At 44.7% G+C, this 20211-nt stretch carries 13 protein-coding genes and 2 pseudogenes; all 15 read right to left on the reverse strand.

Annotation, left to right across the window (positions count from 1 at the left end):
* A complete protein-coding gene (locus AAA938_RS13370) occupies nucleotides 1–3174 on the reverse strand; it encodes a type I restriction endonuclease subunit R (RefSeq protein WP_338229246.1) in 3174 nt (1057 codons plus the stop codon).
* Nucleotides 3171–4451, reverse strand: a complete 1281-nt coding sequence (locus AAA938_RS13375) for a type II toxin-antitoxin system HipA family toxin (RefSeq protein WP_338229247.1) — start codon at nucleotides 4449–4451, stop codon at nucleotides 3171–3173. Before AAA938_RS13375 ends, AAA938_RS13370 begins: the two co-directional genes overlap by 4 nt.
* Nucleotides 4438–4767, reverse strand: a complete 330-nt coding sequence (locus tag AAA938_RS13380; protein WP_338229248.1) for a helix-turn-helix domain-containing protein — start codon at nucleotides 4765–4767, stop codon at nucleotides 4438–4440. The genes AAA938_RS13375 and AAA938_RS13380 overlap by 14 nt, the downstream gene beginning before the upstream one ends.
* A gap of 86 nt (nucleotides 4768–4853) precedes the next feature.
* Nucleotides 4854–4976, reverse strand: a complete 123-nt coding sequence (locus AAA938_RS13385) for a hypothetical protein (RefSeq protein WP_338229249.1) — start codon at nucleotides 4974–4976, stop codon at nucleotides 4854–4856.
* Nucleotides 4973–5269 (reverse strand): winged helix-turn-helix transcriptional regulator, encoded by a 297-nt coding sequence (locus tag AAA938_RS13390; protein ID WP_338229317.1) that lies wholly within the window; start codon nucleotides 5267–5269, stop codon nucleotides 4973–4975. The genes AAA938_RS13385 and AAA938_RS13390 overlap by 4 nt, the downstream gene beginning before the upstream one ends.
* Nucleotides 5270–5326: 57 nt before the next feature.
* A pseudogene (locus tag AAA938_RS13395) lies at nucleotides 5327–5470 on the reverse strand (hypothetical protein); the annotation flags it as partial.
* A 54-nt stretch (nucleotides 5471–5524) separates the two neighbouring features.
* Nucleotides 5525–5761, reverse strand: a complete 237-nt coding sequence (locus AAA938_RS13400; RefSeq protein ID WP_338229250.1) for a winged helix-turn-helix transcriptional regulator — start codon at nucleotides 5759–5761, stop codon at nucleotides 5525–5527.
* Nucleotides 5762–5818: 57 nt separating this feature from the next.
* Nucleotides 5819–5944: pseudogene (locus AAA938_RS13405) on the reverse strand (ATP-binding protein); the annotation flags it as partial.
* A 74-nt stretch (nucleotides 5945–6018) separates the two neighbouring features.
* Complete coding sequence (locus AAA938_RS13410) at nucleotides 6019–8151, reverse strand: ATP-binding protein (RefSeq protein ID WP_338229251.1); 2133 nt, start codon at nucleotides 8149–8151, stop codon at nucleotides 6019–6021.
* On the reverse strand, nucleotides 8144–9457 hold the full coding sequence (locus tag AAA938_RS13415; RefSeq protein WP_338229252.1) for an SIR2 family protein: 1314 nt from the start codon (nucleotides 9455–9457) through the stop codon (nucleotides 8144–8146). The genes AAA938_RS13410 and AAA938_RS13415 overlap by 8 nt, the downstream gene beginning before the upstream one ends.
* 30 nt (nucleotides 9458–9487) lie before the next feature.
* Entirely contained in the window at nucleotides 9488–10825 is a 1338-nt protein-coding gene (locus tag AAA938_RS13420; protein WP_338229253.1) for a restriction endonuclease subunit S, read from the reverse strand.
* Nucleotides 10818–12515 carry a class I SAM-dependent DNA methyltransferase gene (locus AAA938_RS13425; RefSeq protein ID WP_338229254.1) on the reverse strand — a complete coding sequence of 566 codons (1698 nt, stop codon included), beginning with the start codon at nucleotides 12513–12515 and terminating at the stop codon, nucleotides 10818–10820. The genes AAA938_RS13420 and AAA938_RS13425 overlap by 8 nt, the downstream gene beginning before the upstream one ends.
* A 265-nt stretch (nucleotides 12516–12780) precedes the next feature.
* Entirely contained in the window at nucleotides 12781–13788 is a 1008-nt protein-coding gene (galE, locus tag AAA938_RS13430) for a UDP-glucose 4-epimerase GalE (RefSeq protein WP_338229255.1), read from the reverse strand.
* Between the two features lie 62 nt (nucleotides 13789–13850).
* On the reverse strand, nucleotides 13851–16991 hold the full coding sequence (locus AAA938_RS13435; RefSeq protein ID WP_338229256.1) for a PKD domain-containing protein: 3141 nt from the start codon (nucleotides 16989–16991) through the stop codon (nucleotides 13851–13853).
* 21 nt (nucleotides 16992–17012) lie between these two features.
* Nucleotides 17013–20162, reverse strand: a complete 3150-nt coding sequence (locus tag AAA938_RS13440; protein WP_338229257.1) for a PKD domain-containing protein — start codon at nucleotides 20160–20162, stop codon at nucleotides 17013–17015.
* Nucleotides 20163–20211 lie beyond the last annotated feature (49 nt).

Here is a 20211-nt window from a genome sequence, read left to right on the forward strand (position 1 = left end):
CTATCCTTTTTGATACCTCTTAAAATTCTCCGCCTGCTCAAAAATCTCCTTGTAGACCTCGTCCCGATCTACTGGGGGATAATCGTTCTCAGCAAGTAGAATAATCAAATCCACTTTCAACTCAGCCTTGATATCATCCCGTTTGCTCCAGTCGGTGTACTTGGCCTTGTCGTCCACCACATCCTTGACCTGCTGAGCCAGATGAATCAATTTCTCCTCCGGATAGACAAAGTCATACTTAATTGCTAAGGCCTTGAGAATATCATAAAAAGCCTTTTCCTCGAAATCAATCCCCAACTCAGCAAAAGAATCCTTCTCCTTTTTCATCGCATAATAAAGCTCAATAATCTCCTCGGTAAACTCTTCCAACACCTCGCTTCTCAAAACATCAGCTTCCTTGCGCTCATTGTACTTCTCGACCAGCTGCTGCATCTTCTTGGAGAACTCGATACCCTTCACCCGATTCACCTTTTTGAAGGCATCAATCGCCTTGGCCAACAACTTTTGGAGCAATTTGATCTTGGTATTGGGAAGCTTGATCTTGTCGATTTTAGCCAAATAATCGGCTTCGAAAATATCTACCTCCTTCTCGTCTCCTTCTCCCAGTTTGAAAATCTCCTCTACCCCTTCACTGATAATAGCCTCATGGATCATCTCCCTTACCTTGGCATTCATCTGATCCGTATCCGGAGCTTCTCCTTTGGTCAGTTTGAAAACAATAGAACGTACTGCGATGTAGAAATGAATTCTGTCCTTTTCCACATTGCTGAACACCGCACTTCCTGAGCAAATGTCATAGGCAGCTTTCATCCGCTTAACCAAATTCATGAAGCGTCGCTCCAATTGCTGGGTGAGCTGAACGAATTCAGCGGCTTGGTTTAGGGTATTCAGCTGCTCTAAAGGACTTCCTTCGAAGTACTTACTGGAATCAAATTTATGAAAGACTGTTTCCAGCAGATTTAGGTGATCCTTGACCACCACGATGGACTGTTCAATGTCCTCAAAATTCTGGCTATCTACTTTGGAATATTGCTTTAAGGCCAAATTCATCTGCTTCTTGATGCCGATGTAGTCTACGACCAAGCCCTTTTCTTTACCTTCAAACTTTCGGTTGACTCTGGATATGGTCTGAATTAGGGAATGCTGCTGCAAAGGCTTGTCGATGTACATGGTATCCAAAAAAGGCACATCAAATCCCGTCAACCACATATCCACCACTATGGCAATCTTGAAATTGCTCTTGATGTTCTTAAACTGCTTGTCCAGCTCCTTTCGGTATTCCTGAGTCCCGAGCAAGTTCCAAAGTTCTTCTTTATCATCCTTGCTTCGGGTCATGACCATATTTAGCATTGCCAAAGGCTTGAGCTCCCGTTGGTCTTTTTCAGAAAGCTCCGTTCCCGGTTCCGCGATACGAACCTCCCCCCATTCTGGTCGAAGGGCCAGAACTTCCTGATACAGCTGATAGGCAATCTCACGGGTGCTGCACACAAACATGGCTTTACCTGCAAGGGTACTGCCTTCCGCTACACGGGACTCATAATGCTGGACAAAGTCAGCGGCTATGGCTTGGATTCGGCTTGGATCTCCCAAGATCGTCCGCATTTGGGCCATCTGTCGTTTGCTTTCCTCTATTTGGTATTCGTTACCCCCATCTTCCGCGACCATTCTGTAGTACTGCTCGATCTCTTGGAGTTTTTGATTTTCCACCAACACTTTGGCTGATCTTCCTTCATAGACGATCCTCACCGTGATCTCATCCATCACGGACTCGGTCATGGTGTAGCTGTCCACAATCTCCCCAAACACATCCATGGTGGCATCGATCGGAGTGCCGGTAAAACCCACGTAGGTAGCATTGGGAAGGGAGTCGTGGAGGTGCTTCGCAAAACCAAAGCTCTTTTTTACTCCCTTTTCAGTAATCTTTATTTTCTGATCGAGATTAGTCTGACTGCGATGCGCTTCATCCGAAATGCAAATCACATTACTGCGCTCAGTCAGGAGTTCGGTGTCCTCATTAAACTTATGGATGGTGGTCAAAAAGACCCCTCCGCTGTTTCTCCCCTTGAGTTCTTCTCGCAACTCGGCCCGGCTTCCCACACTCTTGATCACATTGTCCCCGACAAAGCGCTTGGCATTGGTAAACTGCCCGCTTAGCTGTTCATCCAGATCTGTTCGGTCGGTAATCAGTACAATGGTCGGACTGGCAAAGTCCAAACTCTTCATCAGCAATCGAGTCAGGTAGAGCATGGTGAAGCTTTTCCCGCAACCGGTGGCCCCGAAATAGGTGCCTCCTTTGCCGTCTCCCTGAGGATGCTGATGGAGTTTGATGTTTTCAAAAAGCTTGGTCGCAGCGTAGTATTGAGGATAGCGACAGACGATCTTCTCCTCCCGCTTGGAAGTGTCCGGGAGATAGATAAAATTATGAATGATATCCAAAAGACGATGCTTATCCAGCATGCCCTTGACCAAGGTATAGAGACTGTCTATTCCATGAACTTGGGTGGATTTTCCCGTTTTGGGATCAATTTCCTTATCCAGTCCTTCGATTTTCCTCCAGGCATAGAAGAATTCATAGGGGGCAAAAAAGCTTCCTCCCTTGGTGTTGACCCCGTCGGAGATCACACAAAAGGCATTGTATTTAAAGAGATCAGGGATATCCTTTTTGTAGCGAATAGTAAGTTGTTTGTATGCTTCATAAATGCGAACGCCTTCCCTGATAGAAGACTTAAATTCAAAAACCACCAGCGGTAAGCCGTTCACATAAAGAATTCCATCGGGAATTCGCTTCTCAAAACCCTGGATCTCCAACTGATTGACAAACTTGAAAATATTCCGCTCGGGATGCTGATAGTCAATCAGGGAAATGTAGATGTCTTTCTGCTTTCGGTCTTCCCGCTTCAATAAAAAGCCATCTCGCACCCAATGCATGAGAGTTTTATTGGTTTCGTAGAGATCGGAGGCGGGCAACTTTTCCAGATCCCGGATAATTCCAAAAATCTCATTGGGAGTGATCCGTTCTTCTGAATATTGCTCCTGAAGAAAATCCTGCAAATCCTCCCGAATCAGCACCTCCTCCTTGGATCGAATAATCTCCTCTCCGGGTACATAGGGATAACCTTGCGCCTCCAAAAGCGAGATAAATACCTGTTCGAGTTGGGATTCGGTGAATTTCATAGGTTAAATTCTGCGAACCGAAAAGCCCTGGCTTTCAGTTCGATTTGTTGGTTGGGGATACCAATTTTTTTGGCGAGAGTTCTCCATTGAAGCACAGCCTTGCAGATTTCTTCTTTGATCACTAAGGCTCTTTTCGGTTTGATTCTGAAAAAGGGAGTGACATCCATTGCCAAGTCCAGGCTTAAGGAATTGTCATTTTCTGAAATATTCAGTTTCAATCCAGAACCAGTTTCAACCGGATTGATGTCATAGGCTGGCGAAAGCCTCCATCCACCTTGGGTCAAAATAAATCCATGATTTCTCAAATGGTCATCCACATTACTAACACAAATGCTAAAAACTATCCTTCGCCAGAGTTCCTCCAAGTCTTCTTGAACAGAAGCGCTGCTACTCGCAATAAACTCTGCCAGTTCAAGATAACTAATTCCATCTAAATAATCTTGACCATCTCTATATCCTAGCAAGGTCATCGCTGAGGCAAAATGAATTCGTGTTCCATTTGCTCTCCTGTCAAATCGTTTGGTAAGAAAAGTATGATTACTGGAGGAAAAACGCTGAGCCATGCCTTCAGCCATCTGTATGCCAGCACTTAAGGCCAACTGATGGACTACCCATTCCCATCCACCGATATCTGAGTCATCCTGTTTACTTGGGAACTTTGCAATCCATAGGTTTTGATCAGTATCCAGCACACTGGCTTTTGGTCTTGCTCCACCTAGGGAGGAGCCGGGGGCAACCAACATTTGAAGCCAACGCAAATATTCCGGATCATTTGAGACATCCTCTTCCTCGAGGCGAAGACTAATCTGCTCCAATTCTCGGATGGAAGTCCAGGGAGGACTTGCCAGCTTGGAGTCATTGCTCAAAAATGGCCCTTCAGCATCTAGTTTAAATCGCAATCCCCCCATTCTGTGTCCGTCAAATACGCCCAATAAATAGTCGGATTCTACTAAATTCCTTTCCTGTCTTCCTTCTATTCGAGCCAATGCGGCCTCCCTTCTGCGCATCAGTACCCTTCCCCAGCGATCAGGAGAGGAATCGAGAAATACCCCAAAATTGGATTTCTCGGAAGTGTTGACATATTGCTTTCCTCCATAGAGCTGAAGGTCCGGATCCAAAAGTTGAGAATGAGGGCTTTTCAGCCAATAAGGATCGTACTCGAAAGAGAGGATTTCCTTCCCACGAAGCAACTCTGCCTGAAGTTTCCCCATGAGCATGGGATTATCGATCCCTTCCCAATCGGCATATACCCAAATGCGTTGTTTAGTCCCTGCCATCAGTTTTCTTTTTAGGAGCGCGCTCTTTGGTGATCAGTTGGGCGTCTTGCAGTTTCCTCCCCAGCTCATCATCCTTGGCCAAAAGCAAAAAGTCCTGCTCCAGACCCAAGACCCGCATCACATTCAGGTAATTCCCTATGCTTACACCGGGATGTCCCTGCTCAATTTTTACTAAAGTAGAGCGCCCGATACCTGCGCGCTCAGCCACCTGCTCGCTGCTGAGCTTTCTTCGTAAGCGGGCCAGTTTGATGTTTTCGCCCACCTCACTGAGGATTCGCTGAAGTTTTGGAAAAAGGACAGGAGAAGTATTTGCCATAATGTATCAATAATGACACAAAATTAAATAAAATGTTTAAATAATGATACATTATAACTTAAATCTAGCTGATACCTCTATCAAAATCAATCCCGAATCAGAACTTCCTCCTTGGATCGGATAACCTCCTCTCCTGGCACATAGGGATAACCCTGCGCCTCCAAAAGCGAGATAAATACCTGTTCGAGTTGGGATTCGGTGAATTTCATTCCATCCCAATTATAATCCACATACCTGTAGTTTCCCCTTCTCTTTCAATCATTTTTTTCTTTTTGAGGGCATCCGTGTGCTTTTGTACTGCTGATTCATTTATTCCTAGTTTTTTAGCCAGTTCTTTCCTCGAAATCCTTGGGTTTGCAACAATGAGTTCAAAAACGGCTTTTTGCCTTTCGGTTAAATTTCCAATTTGACCACCTGCTTGACCACCTGCTTGACCACCTATTTGACCACCCATTGTACCACTTTTTGTACCACCCATTGTACCACCTTCCTGCTTAAACAAAGTCACCTGAATTCCTCCATCTTTTTCCTGGATTTCAGGGTCGGGTAGTCCTGCTTCTTTACAGGCTTCGATAATTTTTAGCGTGCCTCTTCCCCAAGCATCGATATAGCCGGATTTGAAGCAAGCATCGGCCAGGATAGGATTTCTGGGGCAGAGACTATGCTCAACCTTGCATTTAGAGGTTTGTGGGTGGCACTGCACCTCCAAAAGCGAGATAAATACCTGTTCGTTTGGGATTCGGTGAATTTCATAGGTTTACTTCAGAATTTTCCAATATCTGGATCGGTCACTGCCTACTCGTTCAATTACTCCTTTTTTCTTTAATACGGCAATATTTTTATCTATTGCGGTTGAACTTATACCTATTTTCATTGCCATTTCAACTTTGCTGACCTTAGGGTTTTCCGCAATCAGTTTTATGATCTGCTCTTGGCTTTCTGCCAACCCATCTACCAACCCATCTACCAACCCAACTTTTGTGGTTTTAAACAAAGTCACCTGAATTCCTCCGTCTTTTTCCTGGATTTCGGGGTCAGGGAGACCGGCTTCTTTACAGGCCTCAATGATTTTAAGGGTGCCTCTTCCCCAAGCATCAATATAGCCGGATTTGAAGCAAGCATCGGCAAGGATAGGATTTCTGGAGCGGGATTTATGCTCAACCTTGCATTTTGAGATTTATGGTTGGCCCTGCGCCTCCAAAAGCGAGATAAATACCTGTTCTAGTTGGAATTCGGTGAATTTCATAGATTTTAAAAAATATCATCTAAATCAAGCAAATCGGAATCATTATTAAGGTTATCTGTACTTTCCTCCTCTTCCTCCTCCAAAGAATTGGACGGAGCTGATGGTGTTCTTTCTTTTTCTTGCCAATCATCAGCAACTTCTTTCCAATTTACTTCACGCATGACATCTTCCTCCTGATCATTTTTTCTTGTCCATACATTCCAAAAATCAGGATCATCTGATTGTGGTCTTTGTTCAAAAGGTAGATCACGTACTTTCATCAATATTGGCAATTCAGATGCCCACCCAAGTAAAACAGCATTTTGGGATGGTAATGAGGGAAGTTCCCTTAGTAAACCTCGAAAAGTATCTGGAAGTAACCTACTTACTAATTCCTGATCCCGATCATTGCTAATACGGTGTAAAATGTAAGAGTTGCATTGGGAAAGAACCGTAGGAGATAGTTCTGAAGGTCGTTGAGAGGAGAGTACCAACCCTAGACCAAATTTTCTTCCCTCTCGTGCGATTTTTTCAAATGCTTTAGTGCAAATGGAGGAGCTATTTCCTTCAGTATTATCATTATAGCGTGTAATAAAGGAATGTGCCTCCTCCATTACCAAAACAGAAGGGAGCACTTTTTTATTTAACTTCCTGTATCGTTGAAGTGCTTCAAATACTATTCTTGAAATTACTGATGTGGTTATATGAACTATTTCAGAAGGGACTAATGAAAGGTCAATAATTGTAACGGAAGTCTTTTCACCAGTTCCAAGATATTTCTCTAACCATTTGTCAAGTTCCCTTTCCGTTCTTGCACCAAGAATAGAATTCATCCGAGAATCCCCAAGTAGTGTTCTAATTCTGGCGTTTAGGAATTCCAAGTACTGTTCATTACCAGTTTCTTGAGCCAATGCTTCTAAATAACTTAGAAAAACATCCCCATCAAAGGGAATGGGGATATCCTCATTTTTCGGGTAAAGTTCGCTATCACTACCCCCGAGGTCCATAAATGTCTCCCTTGTAACTTTTATAAGAGATTCAATATCCTCTACTGTATACTCAAAGTAGTTTACCCATCCATTTTTTTGTTCAGCTTTGTGGCCATTTATTAGTTCTTCAATCCGCTGAATAAGAGCATTCAAAAGCTCAGCCTCCAAGTCAAAAGATTCCAATGACTTTTTCCAAGTAATCAGTCTTTCCGTGAAATTCTTGTTATGTGGAAATCCCTGATAAGGCTCACCTTTGTTCTCACTTGCAATGGTAGATTGAAGAATTATGCCAATAAATTTCTTAGCTTTTAAATTTACATCAGACTGGAAAAGAAGTTCTTCATTCCTCATAGCCCTTAAGGCTTGTTTTAGGAGTGGTAACTGCGCTCCTGACTTTGCTTGAGTAAATGCGCGCCATTCCTCACTATTCCAGAGCCAGAGAGGTACTTGCAAGCAATTCTCGCCTTCTTCACTTACTTGAAGGACTTTCGCAATACCTTCAAATGCTTTGGAATATTCGCCGTTAGGGTCAAGAATAATAAATCGTGCATTTGCATTTTCTCCTTGCATTGTGGCATCCAAAGACCATTGAATCAATCCTGCAACTGTACAAGATTTACCACTTCCAGTATTTCCCAAAACAGCAAGATGTCTTCCAAACAACCTATCTGGATCAATCTTAACCTCTGCATTTGCAGTCAAAGGGCTCGTACCTATAAATACTCTTCTGTTAGAACCAGATTCGACTATTGAATTAAGCTGTAAATCAGTAGGAATCAATACAGGCGAGCCTATACTAGGAAATGAATGAACACCACGCTGGAATTTAAATTCCTCGTTTGAATTCATTTTCAAAATGCCCAAAGGAGCCACTTTCATTTTACGGATTGGAAATGGCAAATCGATTAAACCATAGTCTTGATAGCCTTTTCTTTTTGGAAAAGCCGAACGTTCTATATTAATCCATTCTACTTGGCATACAATGTGACCACGCTCGTTCGGTATTAAAACATAACTATTTATCCTTGGGAATTCCCTTGGTAATCCAGCATTTGCAGCAATACCATCAGGCGCTTCCAGGTCAAGTTGAACCTTTATTTCATCGGGAGCTATAAATTCAACAACCCCAATTCGTAAGTCAGCGTGGTTTTCAATAGGAGATCTACTCATGATCTTCAGATTTTTCCTCTTTTTCTGATTCATTTAAAGGTCTAGAAGTCACTCCTCTTGCTTTTAATAGATCTGCCATCTTATAGGTTGTTCTATCAATTGCAGGTTTAGGCAAAAAATGATCGACAAGTGTCTTTAAATTGCCAAAATGATTTCCAATTAAAAGGGTTATTTGGACTGGACGTTTAGCCTTTTTGTAAAAATTTTGAATACGATCTCCGGTGTCTTCGAAAGCTATAATTACAAGATGTGTTGAAGGAATTGTAAGCATATCTACCAAAACACGATTTATATGATCATCTCCAAAACTGTAGCCATAAGTTACAACAGTCGAATTTGGCCTGATCACGGACCCAGCAAAGTCACGGAACAATTCCACGTAGGGATATTCTGAAGTTTCACGGTCTTTTGATGAATTTGGATAAATCATTAAACTTCCACCATCTGTATTGTAGGTAGTGATGTCAGTTGCACCGTAAGGCAGCGCAAATCTTCTGACAACTCCATCTTTTTCAGACCAGTCAATCGATCCATGAAGTTTTGTAAAATTTACTACCCCTTCAAGATATCTTGGTTCCCCTCTGATGCCAGGTGGGTTATAATGAAGATCAATATTAAGTCTTGATGAACGGAAGATTGGAGAAATACTACCTACAAAACGATCTATCAAATGCAATCCTGCTAATTCAGCCCCGAACTCCAAAACTCTATCATAATTAATGGTAAACAGGTTTAAACGTTCCCGAGTGGCAATCCTACTAGCAAAGCTTAGTAGGAAGTTCATAAGGTACTCTGCCGCTTCATCTTTAGAGGATGTTACAATATTAGATTCAGCTTGCAATACGTTATTTGAAAATTCCTTAATACCATCTTCTAATTCACTCTTAAGTGTTTTTAATTTATCAAGGAATTCTTTGTCCGTTTTTTCAGAAGCATTGCATAAATAAACATCAAGCCCTTTTATAAGATCATTAATAGTGCGAATTTGATCTTCTATATTAGGGTCAGATCCTCTTCCGGCCCTCTCAGATGATTCTTTGGATTTCTTTATAATTTCATTTTTAAAAACTGAAATATTTATCTGGGACATCCCTGCTCCAGCGGAACCCGTAGCTATAAAATGTACTGCATTAGAAATACCTGCACCAGTAAGAAGAGCAAGGTGTTCACTTTGAAACAAAGCAGTAAGCCAAGGTTCTATTTGATCTCTTAAATTTTCACCATCAGGATCTTCAATTTCAGTTGGAACTTTATAATCCCTAAGTTTAATAATGTTCTTATTCAGCCAAGAAATGGACTCTTCCATGATTCACTGTTTTTTGATTTTTTAAACTTGTTAACAAATCCTCACCCTTCCACTAATCAACTCCGGTAATAACCTGTCTCGAAGTTGAGTTAGGGTTTCAATTTCATTTTGTATTTCAACTTGTTTTAGAATGAGATCCTTAACCATACTTTCAAAGGCATTACATACATTTTTTGGCGCTATAGGGATTTGCTTGGCAGCTAATTCCATCCAGTGTCTTCTATATTCTTCAAAAGATTGTACTCCTAATAAAGAAAAATAGGTCCAAATAGTATTTCTAACCTTTCCTTTTAAAGCAATAACATTGGCTGATATTGAGAATGGTTTCATTCCTAACTTCATAACGCATGTATGATCTCCGAAAATAAAGGCCGGATCATCAGATGTAGCGATTATGTCTGGTTTTCCATTATGGTATCCCATTAGGATATTCGCACCTTGCTCATAAACTGGTGTATTCCCAAAGGGAGATAAATCTTCTTTTTTATAGCGAATAGATACTTTTAGCCTATTTAGGACTAATTCAACCTGTTCATTGGTCCACCCCTCAGGAATCCATTTCCCCAATGTCTCATTAAAGACAAAAGATGCTGGAAACTGAGCTGCTAGGCTTGGATTGGTGTGGAGGAGTTTTTTGTCAGTTGGGACTTTTTTCCTTTTAGCTGCTTTCCTTTGAAGCTCCTCGGGGATTTCATTGTCTTGGGCGATGGCGTTATCCAACACCGGATCGAAGTCCACAAACCAAGACTTAAATAGGGCTTGGGCCATGGTCTCCAAGGTTTGGTTCATTTGGCGGTTGAGCTCGATCTTCTCATCCAAGGAACCTAGAATATGGGCGATAGCTTTTTGCTCTGGAAGAGGAGGATAAAAAATATTTACATCGCTTAGTATTTTAGTATTGATGGAAGGCATTGTTGCTCCAACAGCAATACTTCTTATATGATTTTTAAAAGATTCAGTTCCGAAAAAATATGACAGGTATTGTGGGTCAATTTTTGATTTATTAGCCCTAACTCTTAGACATCTGCCAGAAAACATCCAGCCCTCTTCTTTCTTTCTTACAAGGCTTCGCCGATCTACTGATCCCACCCTAGAAAACACAATATCCCCTTCTTTGAGAGTATATTTAATTAACCTTTTTAAATCCTCATTTGAAACTCTTGGTGCATTATCTCCATTAATAAAGCCTGAATCTAAATGTTCAACTGTAATTATTGGAGTACCATTAATAACATAATCTTCTTTGTGAAGTTGGCTTCCAAATGGTCCAGTTTGAATCCCATCTTTACTAACACAAATCTCTTTTAAGGTTGAATTTTGAAGATTTGAGGCAATTTTCCCATACTCTGTATTTATCCACTCACTCATACCCCAAACCCTTTAAATTCTCTAAAATAGCCAAATCCAGTTCTTTGGCTTGTGCCAATTGGGATTTGAAGGCGGCAGTCAGTTCGCTCATTTTTTCCTCGAAAATCTCTCCGTTGTCCTCTTCCTCGGCTATGCCCACATAGCGTCCCGGAGTCAGGACATAGTCGTTGGCTGCGATCTCGGAGAGGGTGGCGGACTTGCAGAAGCCGGGTACGTCTTCGTAGGCTTTCGTCATGGCGAGCGGAGCGCGGCCATCTTTTTCGTTAGGAGATTGAGATTGCTTCGCTCCTTCGTCGCTCCCGCCACGGCGGGCAGGCGCAATGACGTTTCCATCTTCCCCCTTCAGGGAAATCGAGGGGGTTGGGATCGAGGGGGCATTTCGCCAGTTGTGATAGGTAGACGCAATTAGCTCAATATCCTCCTTGGTCAGTTCCTTCTGTGTGCGGTCGATCATGGTGCCGAGTTGGCGGGCATCGATAAAGAGGGTTTCTCCCCGTCGATCTCTGAATGATCTGCCGGAAGCCGAGCTTGTCGAGGCCTTATTTTTGGTCACAAACCAGAGACAAACCGGAATCTGTGTGGTATAAAACAGTTGCCCCGGCAGTGCAATCATGCAGTCCACCAAGTCCTTTTCCACCAGTTCGCGACGGATATCTCCCTCCCCGGAGGTATTGGAGCTCATGGACCCATTGGCCATCACAAAGCCGGCCGTGCCGTTTTCCGATAGCTTGCTGAGCATGTGCAGCATCCAGGCATAGTTGGCATTGCCGGTGGGCGGAGTGGTGAAACCCGACCATCTCGGATCGTCTTCCAGCTCGTTTTTCTCCCTCCACTGACTTTGGTTGAAGGGAGGATTGGCCAAGATGAAGTCGGCCTTCAGGTCGGGATGCTGATCCCGGAAAAAGGTATTGGCAGGTACCTCGCCCAGATTGGCGGCAATGCCCCGGATGGCGAGGTTCATCTTGGCGAGTTTGTACGTCACCGCCGTAAACTCCTGCCCATAAATGGAAATGTCCTTGGTATTGCCCTGATGACTCTGCACAAACTTGATGGACTGAACAAACATCCCACCCGAACCGCAGCAGGGGTCATAGATCTTTCCCTTGTAGGGTTCCAGCATTTCGGCGATCAGATTCACAATGGATTTGGGCGTGTAGAATTCCCCGCCTCCCTTGCCCTCAGCAGCTGCAAAGCGGCCGAGGAAGTATTCGTAGATCCGACCGACTACATCTTCTTCTTTGTCTCCGACCGTATCGATATTATTGATGGTGTCCAGGAGGGCAGCCAACTTGCTCGGATCCATAGCCAGTCGGGAAAAGTAATTGTCCGGCAAGGCTCCTTTCAGGGAAGGGTTGTTTTTCTCGATGGTATGCAGGGCTGTATCCACGATCAGGGCGATTTGATCCTGCTTGGAGTTTTCCATCACATGGGACCAGCGGCTTTCCGGAGCGAGGAAGAAGACATTCTTCATGTTGTAGAATTCCTTCATCTCCAGGTACTTTTCCTTGCCCTCGGCAATGAGTTCGGCTCTTCGCTCTTCAAATTTGTCCGAGGCAAACTTCAAAAATATCAATCCGAGGACGACATGCTTGTATTCTGAGCTTTCGACAGTTCCTCGCAGTTTATTGGCCGAATCCCAGAGGGTTTCTTCCATGGATTTGGTAATCTTTTGGGCTGCTTTTTTAGCCATTGGTAATGAGCTGTAATTAAGTTTTGAAAGGATTTTCCCCGAAATTTTAATGGAGCCAAAAGTTGATCTCCAAATCCTTGAAAAAATCTCGGGATGGTTTTGAAATTAAAGATATAAAACTTGGACAGTTGAAAAAGACTATTCATCAAAAATCATCCTCTCGGGCTAAAAAAACCTGAAAGGCATAGGCCTCCGAATCCCGAAAAGATGGGCAGGCCGCGGGGTACTAAATCAAAAAGAGCCATCGATGATGGCTCTTTTTGATCTATAGGCTTTTCTGCCAATTCCAGCTGTCCCGCATGGAGTCTTCCAGGGAGAATTTGGGATACCAGCCCAGCACCTGATTGATTTTGGTGGTATCCGCCCAGACCTGCACCACGTCGCCGGGTCTTCTTGGTCCGATTTCGTAATTGAGCTTTTGCCCACTAACTTTTTCGAAGGTTTGGATCACTTCCAAAACGGAATTGCCCTGACCTGTACCCACATTAAATACCTCGTAGAAATCGGCAGGCTGATTTTCCAGATAGCTAAAAGCCCTCAAATGGGCATCGGCCAAGTCCACCACATGAATATAATCCCGGATGCAGCTTCCGTCCGGAGTGTCATAATCATCGCCGAAAACCGTGAGTTTTTCCCGGATTCCCGCGGCAGTTTGGGTGATAAATGGAACCAGATTGTTTGGTGTACCCAAAGGCAACTCACCGATTTTGCTGCTCGGATGCGCTCCTACCGGGTTGAAATACCGAAGAGAAATCACCCGGATTCCTCCCTTGCTTTTTACCACATCGATCAGAATGTCCTCACATATTTTCTTGGTATTGCCATAGGGACTTTCAGCTTCCTGACGTGGAGTAGCCTCGGTCACAGGAAGGATTTCAGGCTGACCATAGACCGTGCAGGATGAGGAAAACACCAAATCTTTGATCTTCATATCCTGCATCCATTCCAAAAGGACAATCAGTGCGCTGACATTATTCCGGTAATATTTCAGTGGCAATCGGGTACTTTCTCCTACAGCTTTAAAAGCGGCAAAATGAATTACTCCAGCCAATTGATGCTCACTGCTGATGGTATTCAGGAGGTTTCGATCGCTACAATCCCCGGAGTAAAACTGAAATCGCTTACCCGTGATTTCCTCCAGGCGATCCAAAACTTTTGGGTCTGAATTGGATAAATCATCCAAAATAACGGGCTCAATTCCTGCAGCCCAAAGCTCCACTGCGGTATGGGAACCGATATATCCGGCTCCTCCGGTAATCAAAATTTTCTTCATTCGGTATAAAAGTGAATTCAGAACAAAACTATTGCAAATCCTCCCAATTCAAAGCAGAAAAGTTATCGGATTAAGGTAAAAACTCCCTTTTGCTCCTCGGTGACACGCTCTCCTTGCCACTGATAGCTATAGCGGATTAGGAAGGAGAAAGATCCCGGAGGAGTCTCGGTGCCATTCAAAAGTCCATCCCAAGGCTCTCTTCCCCGATAAACCAATCCTCCCCATTTATCCCAAATGAAAAGTTCATAATCAATGCTGCAATTGGAAACCGGACCGAAGCGTCCACGTTCCGGATCAAAACCTGTCGGCATTCTGACCTGTGCTTTGGCCTGATTGACTTGGGCTTTTCCGGTGAGCACGCATCCCTCCGCATCGGTAATGGTGTAGCCAAACTCCCCAAATGGAAGCTCTACCAGTCTATTTCCTGTTTGTCCATTGTCCCAAATCACTTCATAAGGACCGGTTCCACCACTGATCTGCAATTCCAATTCTCCATCCAAACTTCCCTCGCAACCGGGATTATTGACCAAAGCCAAAACCGTAAGCTCATCGGGAGACTCGATTTCCAGGGAAACCCCGATTTGACAACCGCGTTGGTCCTCGACAAGAATCTCATTTTCTCCAGCCTCCAAGCCCAATACCTGAAGGACATTCCCATCCCAAATGGATTGAAAGCCTACTGCCGAATAAGGTGGGGTTCCTCCCCTGAGTCGGATTTCAGCCATTCCGTCATTTCCTCCAAAGCAAGAAACTGAAAACGCATCAGGTTCGCCCTGAACCTCCAAGGCTTGAGGCTCTTCCAAGGTGATGCTAAGCTGCTCCTCGGCACAACCCGAACGATCTCTGACCCAAACCTCATAGGTTCCGCTGGGAAGTCCCTGAGCGACCGCCGAGTTGAGCTTGGGGTCATGAGACCATTCAAAATCATACACGCCAGAACCGCCTTGAGGATTGACCTGAATCCGGCCATTGGATTGACCCGGACAGGCTGGAGTCAATACATCGGCGCTTCCCAAGCGAAATTCAGGGTAAATCACCACGCTCAAAGCTTCAGAAACCCCGAAACAGGACGGATTGGCTGTATTTTTCTCCTCATAGAAAATCTTCTTTACCGGGGCATTCAGATCCCAAGTCACGTTCACCTGAGCCGTTCCCTGACCGGAAGTCAAAACACCTCCGGTAACGGTCCAGGTATAGATTCGATTTTCATTGGGAAAAGGAACTTCATAAATCAAATCATTCTCCCCACCACATAGCCCTGAATCCCCTTTGGGCAAAGCCGGTTCAATCGCCTCAGTAATTTCCACATTTAGCCGGACCGTTTCTCCCGGGCAACCCTGATCGGTGAATGGGGTGGCGCGAATAAAAGCTGTGGTAGAAGGAGCTCCCCATCTCACTTTTACCGACTCTAAAGATTCTTCCAAAATCTCTCCTCCCTCAATCTCCCAATCGACCCGATGGACATTTACGGTATCAGTCAGGTTGTAAACTTGCTCATCCAAAAGCGGACAAACCGACTCCGGACCGGAGATTTGAGCGGAAATCTCCTTTACTTCCACTTCAAAGCGGAAGGTTTCCTGCTCATCACAGTCTCCCGAACCCGATGAGGCAAACACCTCCACGAGATACTTACCCGGCTGGGTGAAGGTATGGCTTACCTCCTGCCCTTGCTTCAGGGATGTGCTATCTCCGAAATTCCACTCGAATTCGGTGAAAATGGGATCTTCGGGCAATATCTTCCAAGTTCCTTCCTGATTCAGACAACCTACCCGATCTCCCTCCACTTCAAAAGCATAATTAGTCTCCGTCTCAAACTGGATACTTTCCATTCCAAGACCAATAGGATATCCGTAAGATTCGACCTGACCCGAACCATAGACATAGCCAATAAACCCTTCCGGGTTACTCAGGATATGCGGCCCCTCACTTACTTCCATTTGCAGGTACTCAAAGTCGGCACCTAGGACCGAACGAAACAAACTTCCTATATTCTGCCCGTCCAGTTTAGTCTGAGAGGCAGTCCCTTTATTGACCAAGACATTGATATAATGCTTCAGGGAAATATTGAATCGCCCATAAAGCTTGCCTGTAGAGAAGGGAGCTTCACGGATCATCTGATTGGTGGGGGAATAGGCAAAAAGTGTAGGGTCACCCAAGGAGGCCACGAAGAACTCATTGCAAAAGCCGCTTTTGGACAGAACGGCCATAGAAGCGGGTTTGGAAGTTTCGATATGCACCACTTGGCTCTTGTCAAACTCCAGTTGGGTGTATTTTCGGGCATTGAGACGGGTCTCCAGTCTCCCGTTGACATAGACTTCAGTATTGTCTTCCATTGCCAGAATTTTGACAAACTCACCTGAGGTCCGGTCTTTTAGCGGGATATGGACAAAGGATTTTCCCCAAGTATTCGTAGGATAAGCCTGATGAAAAAGGTGATCCCCCGTAGTCCCGCAGATTCCCGAACTGGACATTCGGTTTCCACCAAACACCGCGACTTTCTTACAATTGGTTTCGTTGTCATTGATCACCCGAACGATTGTTCCTGTCAAATCCGCATCGGCTTTGATTTGATAGGCATCGCCTTGATTGAGGGTGATTTTTAAGGAGTAATTGATGGGAATGCCCGTTTGGGTTCGAGCTGAGGGAATGATTTCCACCTCAGTGTTGTCCTCTGTTCCTAAGACCAAAAGGGAACTTTCCAGGGTGGTATGATTGAGGGAAGACCCGGTAATCAGCGCCCTCTCGTGATGGGACATGACCAAGTAATCCAATCCGAGAGACTCTTTGGGCAAAACCACGGTTCCGTCCGTACTGTAGGACCGACCATTTAATGCATGTACGGCCAATTCTCCCGAAGATACAATCTGCACAAATCGCTTTTCTACCCTTCCGGAAGCCGAGAGAATGAGCCCTTCTGCATTGGCATCAAACTCCCGGACAAACTGCTGCCCTTTTTCCAATTCAAAAGGAATACTCTGTCTTGGAGTAGTGATCGTTCCAATTGACCTTTCATTGGCTGTAAGGATGATCAGTGCTTTTTCAGGAGCTACATTGACTGAGTCAAGAGGCCTTCCATTTTCCAGAAAACCAACAAAAAACTCCTTGCCTAGGGTATTGACCTGAGAAAAGCTTTCCAATGGCAAAAGAAATAAAAGCAGGGCCAGTATGCTGCTTATTCCGATTGCTTTGCCTTCCAGTCTCATTTACCACCCCAATTTGAGTTTCTATCTAACGAGAAAAAATGAACCTTGCAATTCCTTGTTTTCAGGAATTCCTTCCAGAGAGTACGAATAAATGGCTCTGTAGGTGTAGGTCCCTGTTGGCACCTCTTCGCCTTGGTAAGTTCCGTCCCAGCCTGTGTTTCCAAAATAGATCAATTGTCCCCAGCGATTGTAGATAAACAACTGAAAAGCCGCCTCACAGTTTGAAACGCCTTCATAAAGCCCCGGGGACTGTCTCGGATCAAAACCTGTTGGCATCCGGACTTGGGGGGCAGCCTCAGAAACTATCCCTCTTCCCAGACTTACACAACCATTCGCATCTGTAACTTCCAGATCATATTGACCGGCACTTAAGCCATCGACCGAAGCCCCTGATCGGGACAGCGTATTCCACTGGAATACGAAAGGCCCGTTTCCTCCTGCTGGCAAAGCCAATAATTCTCCCTCAGCACCTCCCGGGCAAGCAGGCTTTTCCAATCGGACATCTACTTGCAAAGCTGGAGGTGAATCTATATCAAAACTAACCGGAATCCTGCACCCATTGGCATCGATCACTTCCCACTGATACGTCCCTTGAGGCAATTGATCCAAACTTAACCGACCGGAAAATACATTTTGGCCATTAAAATCTACTGTGTAGGGAGCTACACCTCCAGCTATCTCCAATTCCAGTTCACCATCCGCTTTTCCAAAGCAAGAAGTAGCAACAGGGGAAACAGATACTACGCTCAAGGCTTCGGGTTCTACTATTTCAATATTCTCCACCGTTCTGAGGCAACCCCGCTCATCTCTAATCTCAACGGTGTAAACTCCGGCCAAAAGCTGATTCGCATTGGGAGAATTCAGACTGGAATCGTGTGACCACGTATAGGTATAGCTTCCCGTCCCGCCTGATATTTCCAGACGGATCGAACCGGAATTATCTCCATTGCAGGCTACATCCTGGACATTTTGAATCCTTGCGGTAAACTCAGGAGCTATACTCACCCGATGAACAGGAGCTTTTCCCTCACAGGAATTATCGATCAAGCTGAAAGCCACGTACTCGATTTCGCCCTCGATCCCCGGCTGATCCCAAATCACTTCCACACGAGAAGTACCTTGTCCAGAAACGACTTGACCTCCTGTGACTGTCCATTCATAGCCTCTCGAACTACTGGAATTAGGTGCTTCATAGAAATAGGATAGGCTCGGATCAAAGCAAATTTCCTCTGCCCCTTCGGCCTCAGTCACTTCGATGCGCTGATTGATCACCACCGGCCATTCGATGGCTTCCCCGGGGCATCCATTGGGAGAAAACGGAATCAATCGAACAAGGGCTTCAGGATTTGCAGCTCCCCACTTTACCAATACCGAATCCCCGTAATCCTGCAAGATTTCCCCTCCTTCTATTTCAAAAATCCCACCAGCCACATTCTCTTTTCCCTTTATGCGATAAAGAACCTCCTCGACCTCAGGACATACTGACTGCTCGCCTAAGATCTCCGCCTTCGTCTCCAAAACTTCCACTTCAAATACCACTTCCTCCTGCTCATCGCATGAATTAGGACTCAAAGCCGCGGTGATTGTCACTTCATAGACCCCCGGCTGAGAAAAAGTATGTGGCACTTGCTTTCCTACTTCCGGATCCGAACCATCCCCAAAATCCCAAACAAAATAGCTGAAATCAGGATTGTCCGGCTTCACATCCCATACTCCTTCCACATTGAGACAAGCCACTTTTTCGCCCACAACATCAAATCCATACTCCGTCTCTGTCTGAAAATTGAGATTGTCCAATGCGGCACCTGCGGCGTACCCATAAGATTCCAATTCCCCAAATCCATAAACAAAGGCATTAAATCCTGAGGGATTATTCAATCGGTGCACTCCTTGAGTGATGTTGACTCGGGCGTATTGTAAATCAGGATCACCGGGAAGCGGAAAAAAACGCCCACCGATATTTTGCCCATCCAAAAGTGTTCTGTTTTGCTCGCCGGTCTTGACTACAATATTGACATAATGACTTGTAATGGATGGAAGATTAAGTGAGTTGAAAGTAAGCTGGGTAAGAAACTGCTCGGCAGGGCTGTAGGTAATCATGAATGGATCTCCTGAAAGTTGGCTGGGAGAATTTGGCTGATTACAGGCCATACTTTTGGAAAAAACAGTAACTGAGGCGGGTTTGGATGTATCGATTTTCCCTGACTCATTGATCCCAAACTCAAGAGAAAGAAATTCTCCCCGGTTGATGCTTCCACGGGAGGCTCCATTGACGAATACTTCCGTATTATCCTCCGAGGCCAAAACCTTGACCAATTCTCCGGAAGTCCGTCCATTCAGTGCAACATGGGCAAATGAAGTCCCCCAAGTATTCACCGGGTAAGCCTGCTGAAAAAGGTGATCATTTGCCTCTCCACAATTCCCAACTGAGGTCCATTTATTTCCACCGAAAACAGCGATTTTCTTGCATTCATCCGCATTATCTCCTACGACCCGGACTCGTGAGCCTGTCAGGTCAGCTTTGGCTTTGAGCTGATAGCTTTGACCCCGATTGAGATTGATGGTAAACGGAGAGCGGGCTGGATTTCCGCTCAAAGTCCCGACAGAAGTAGTAATTTCCACTGTGGTATTGTCTTCAGTGGCTACCACAAGCAAGGTACTTTCGTCATTCAGGTTTGCATTGTAATTGACCGGGGCAGTCATGATTTCATAATGAGAAGTGATGTAATAGTCCTTTCCCAAGGCCCCAACAGGCAAAACCACCGTACCGTCTGCACTTCTGAAGCGCTCATTATAGGCATGCACAGCTACTTTTCCTGTGGAAGAAATATAGATCCCCTTTCGCTCAATCACTCCTGAGGATCGATGCAAAAGGTCCAAATCTTCCGAAGGAACCCTAATCGAAAACTGCTGGCCGGAATTGATAGAAAAAGGAACGGATACATTCAAATATTCTATAAATCCTGTCGCATCCTCATTGGCAGTGATGATCAAAACAGCAAAATCAGGTGCTCCGGGGTTGTTTGGACCGCCACCTAGCACCCGGTTGTTGTCCATAAAGCCTACCCAAAATTCTTTGCCTACGGTGGAAAGTTGGCCATAAGAGGAATATCCGTGGACAAACAGAATCAAAAATGAAACGAAAGCAATAAATACTGGCCTGATGGACATTTTGGGCAAATTATACGCTTTACAATATAGCCAACGTCCTTTTTAATTT

This window comes from Algoriphagus taiwanensis, from assembly GCF_036245645.1.
GTDB classification, from domain to species: Bacteria; Bacteroidota; Bacteroidia; order Cytophagales; family Cyclobacteriaceae; genus Algoriphagus; species Algoriphagus taiwanensis.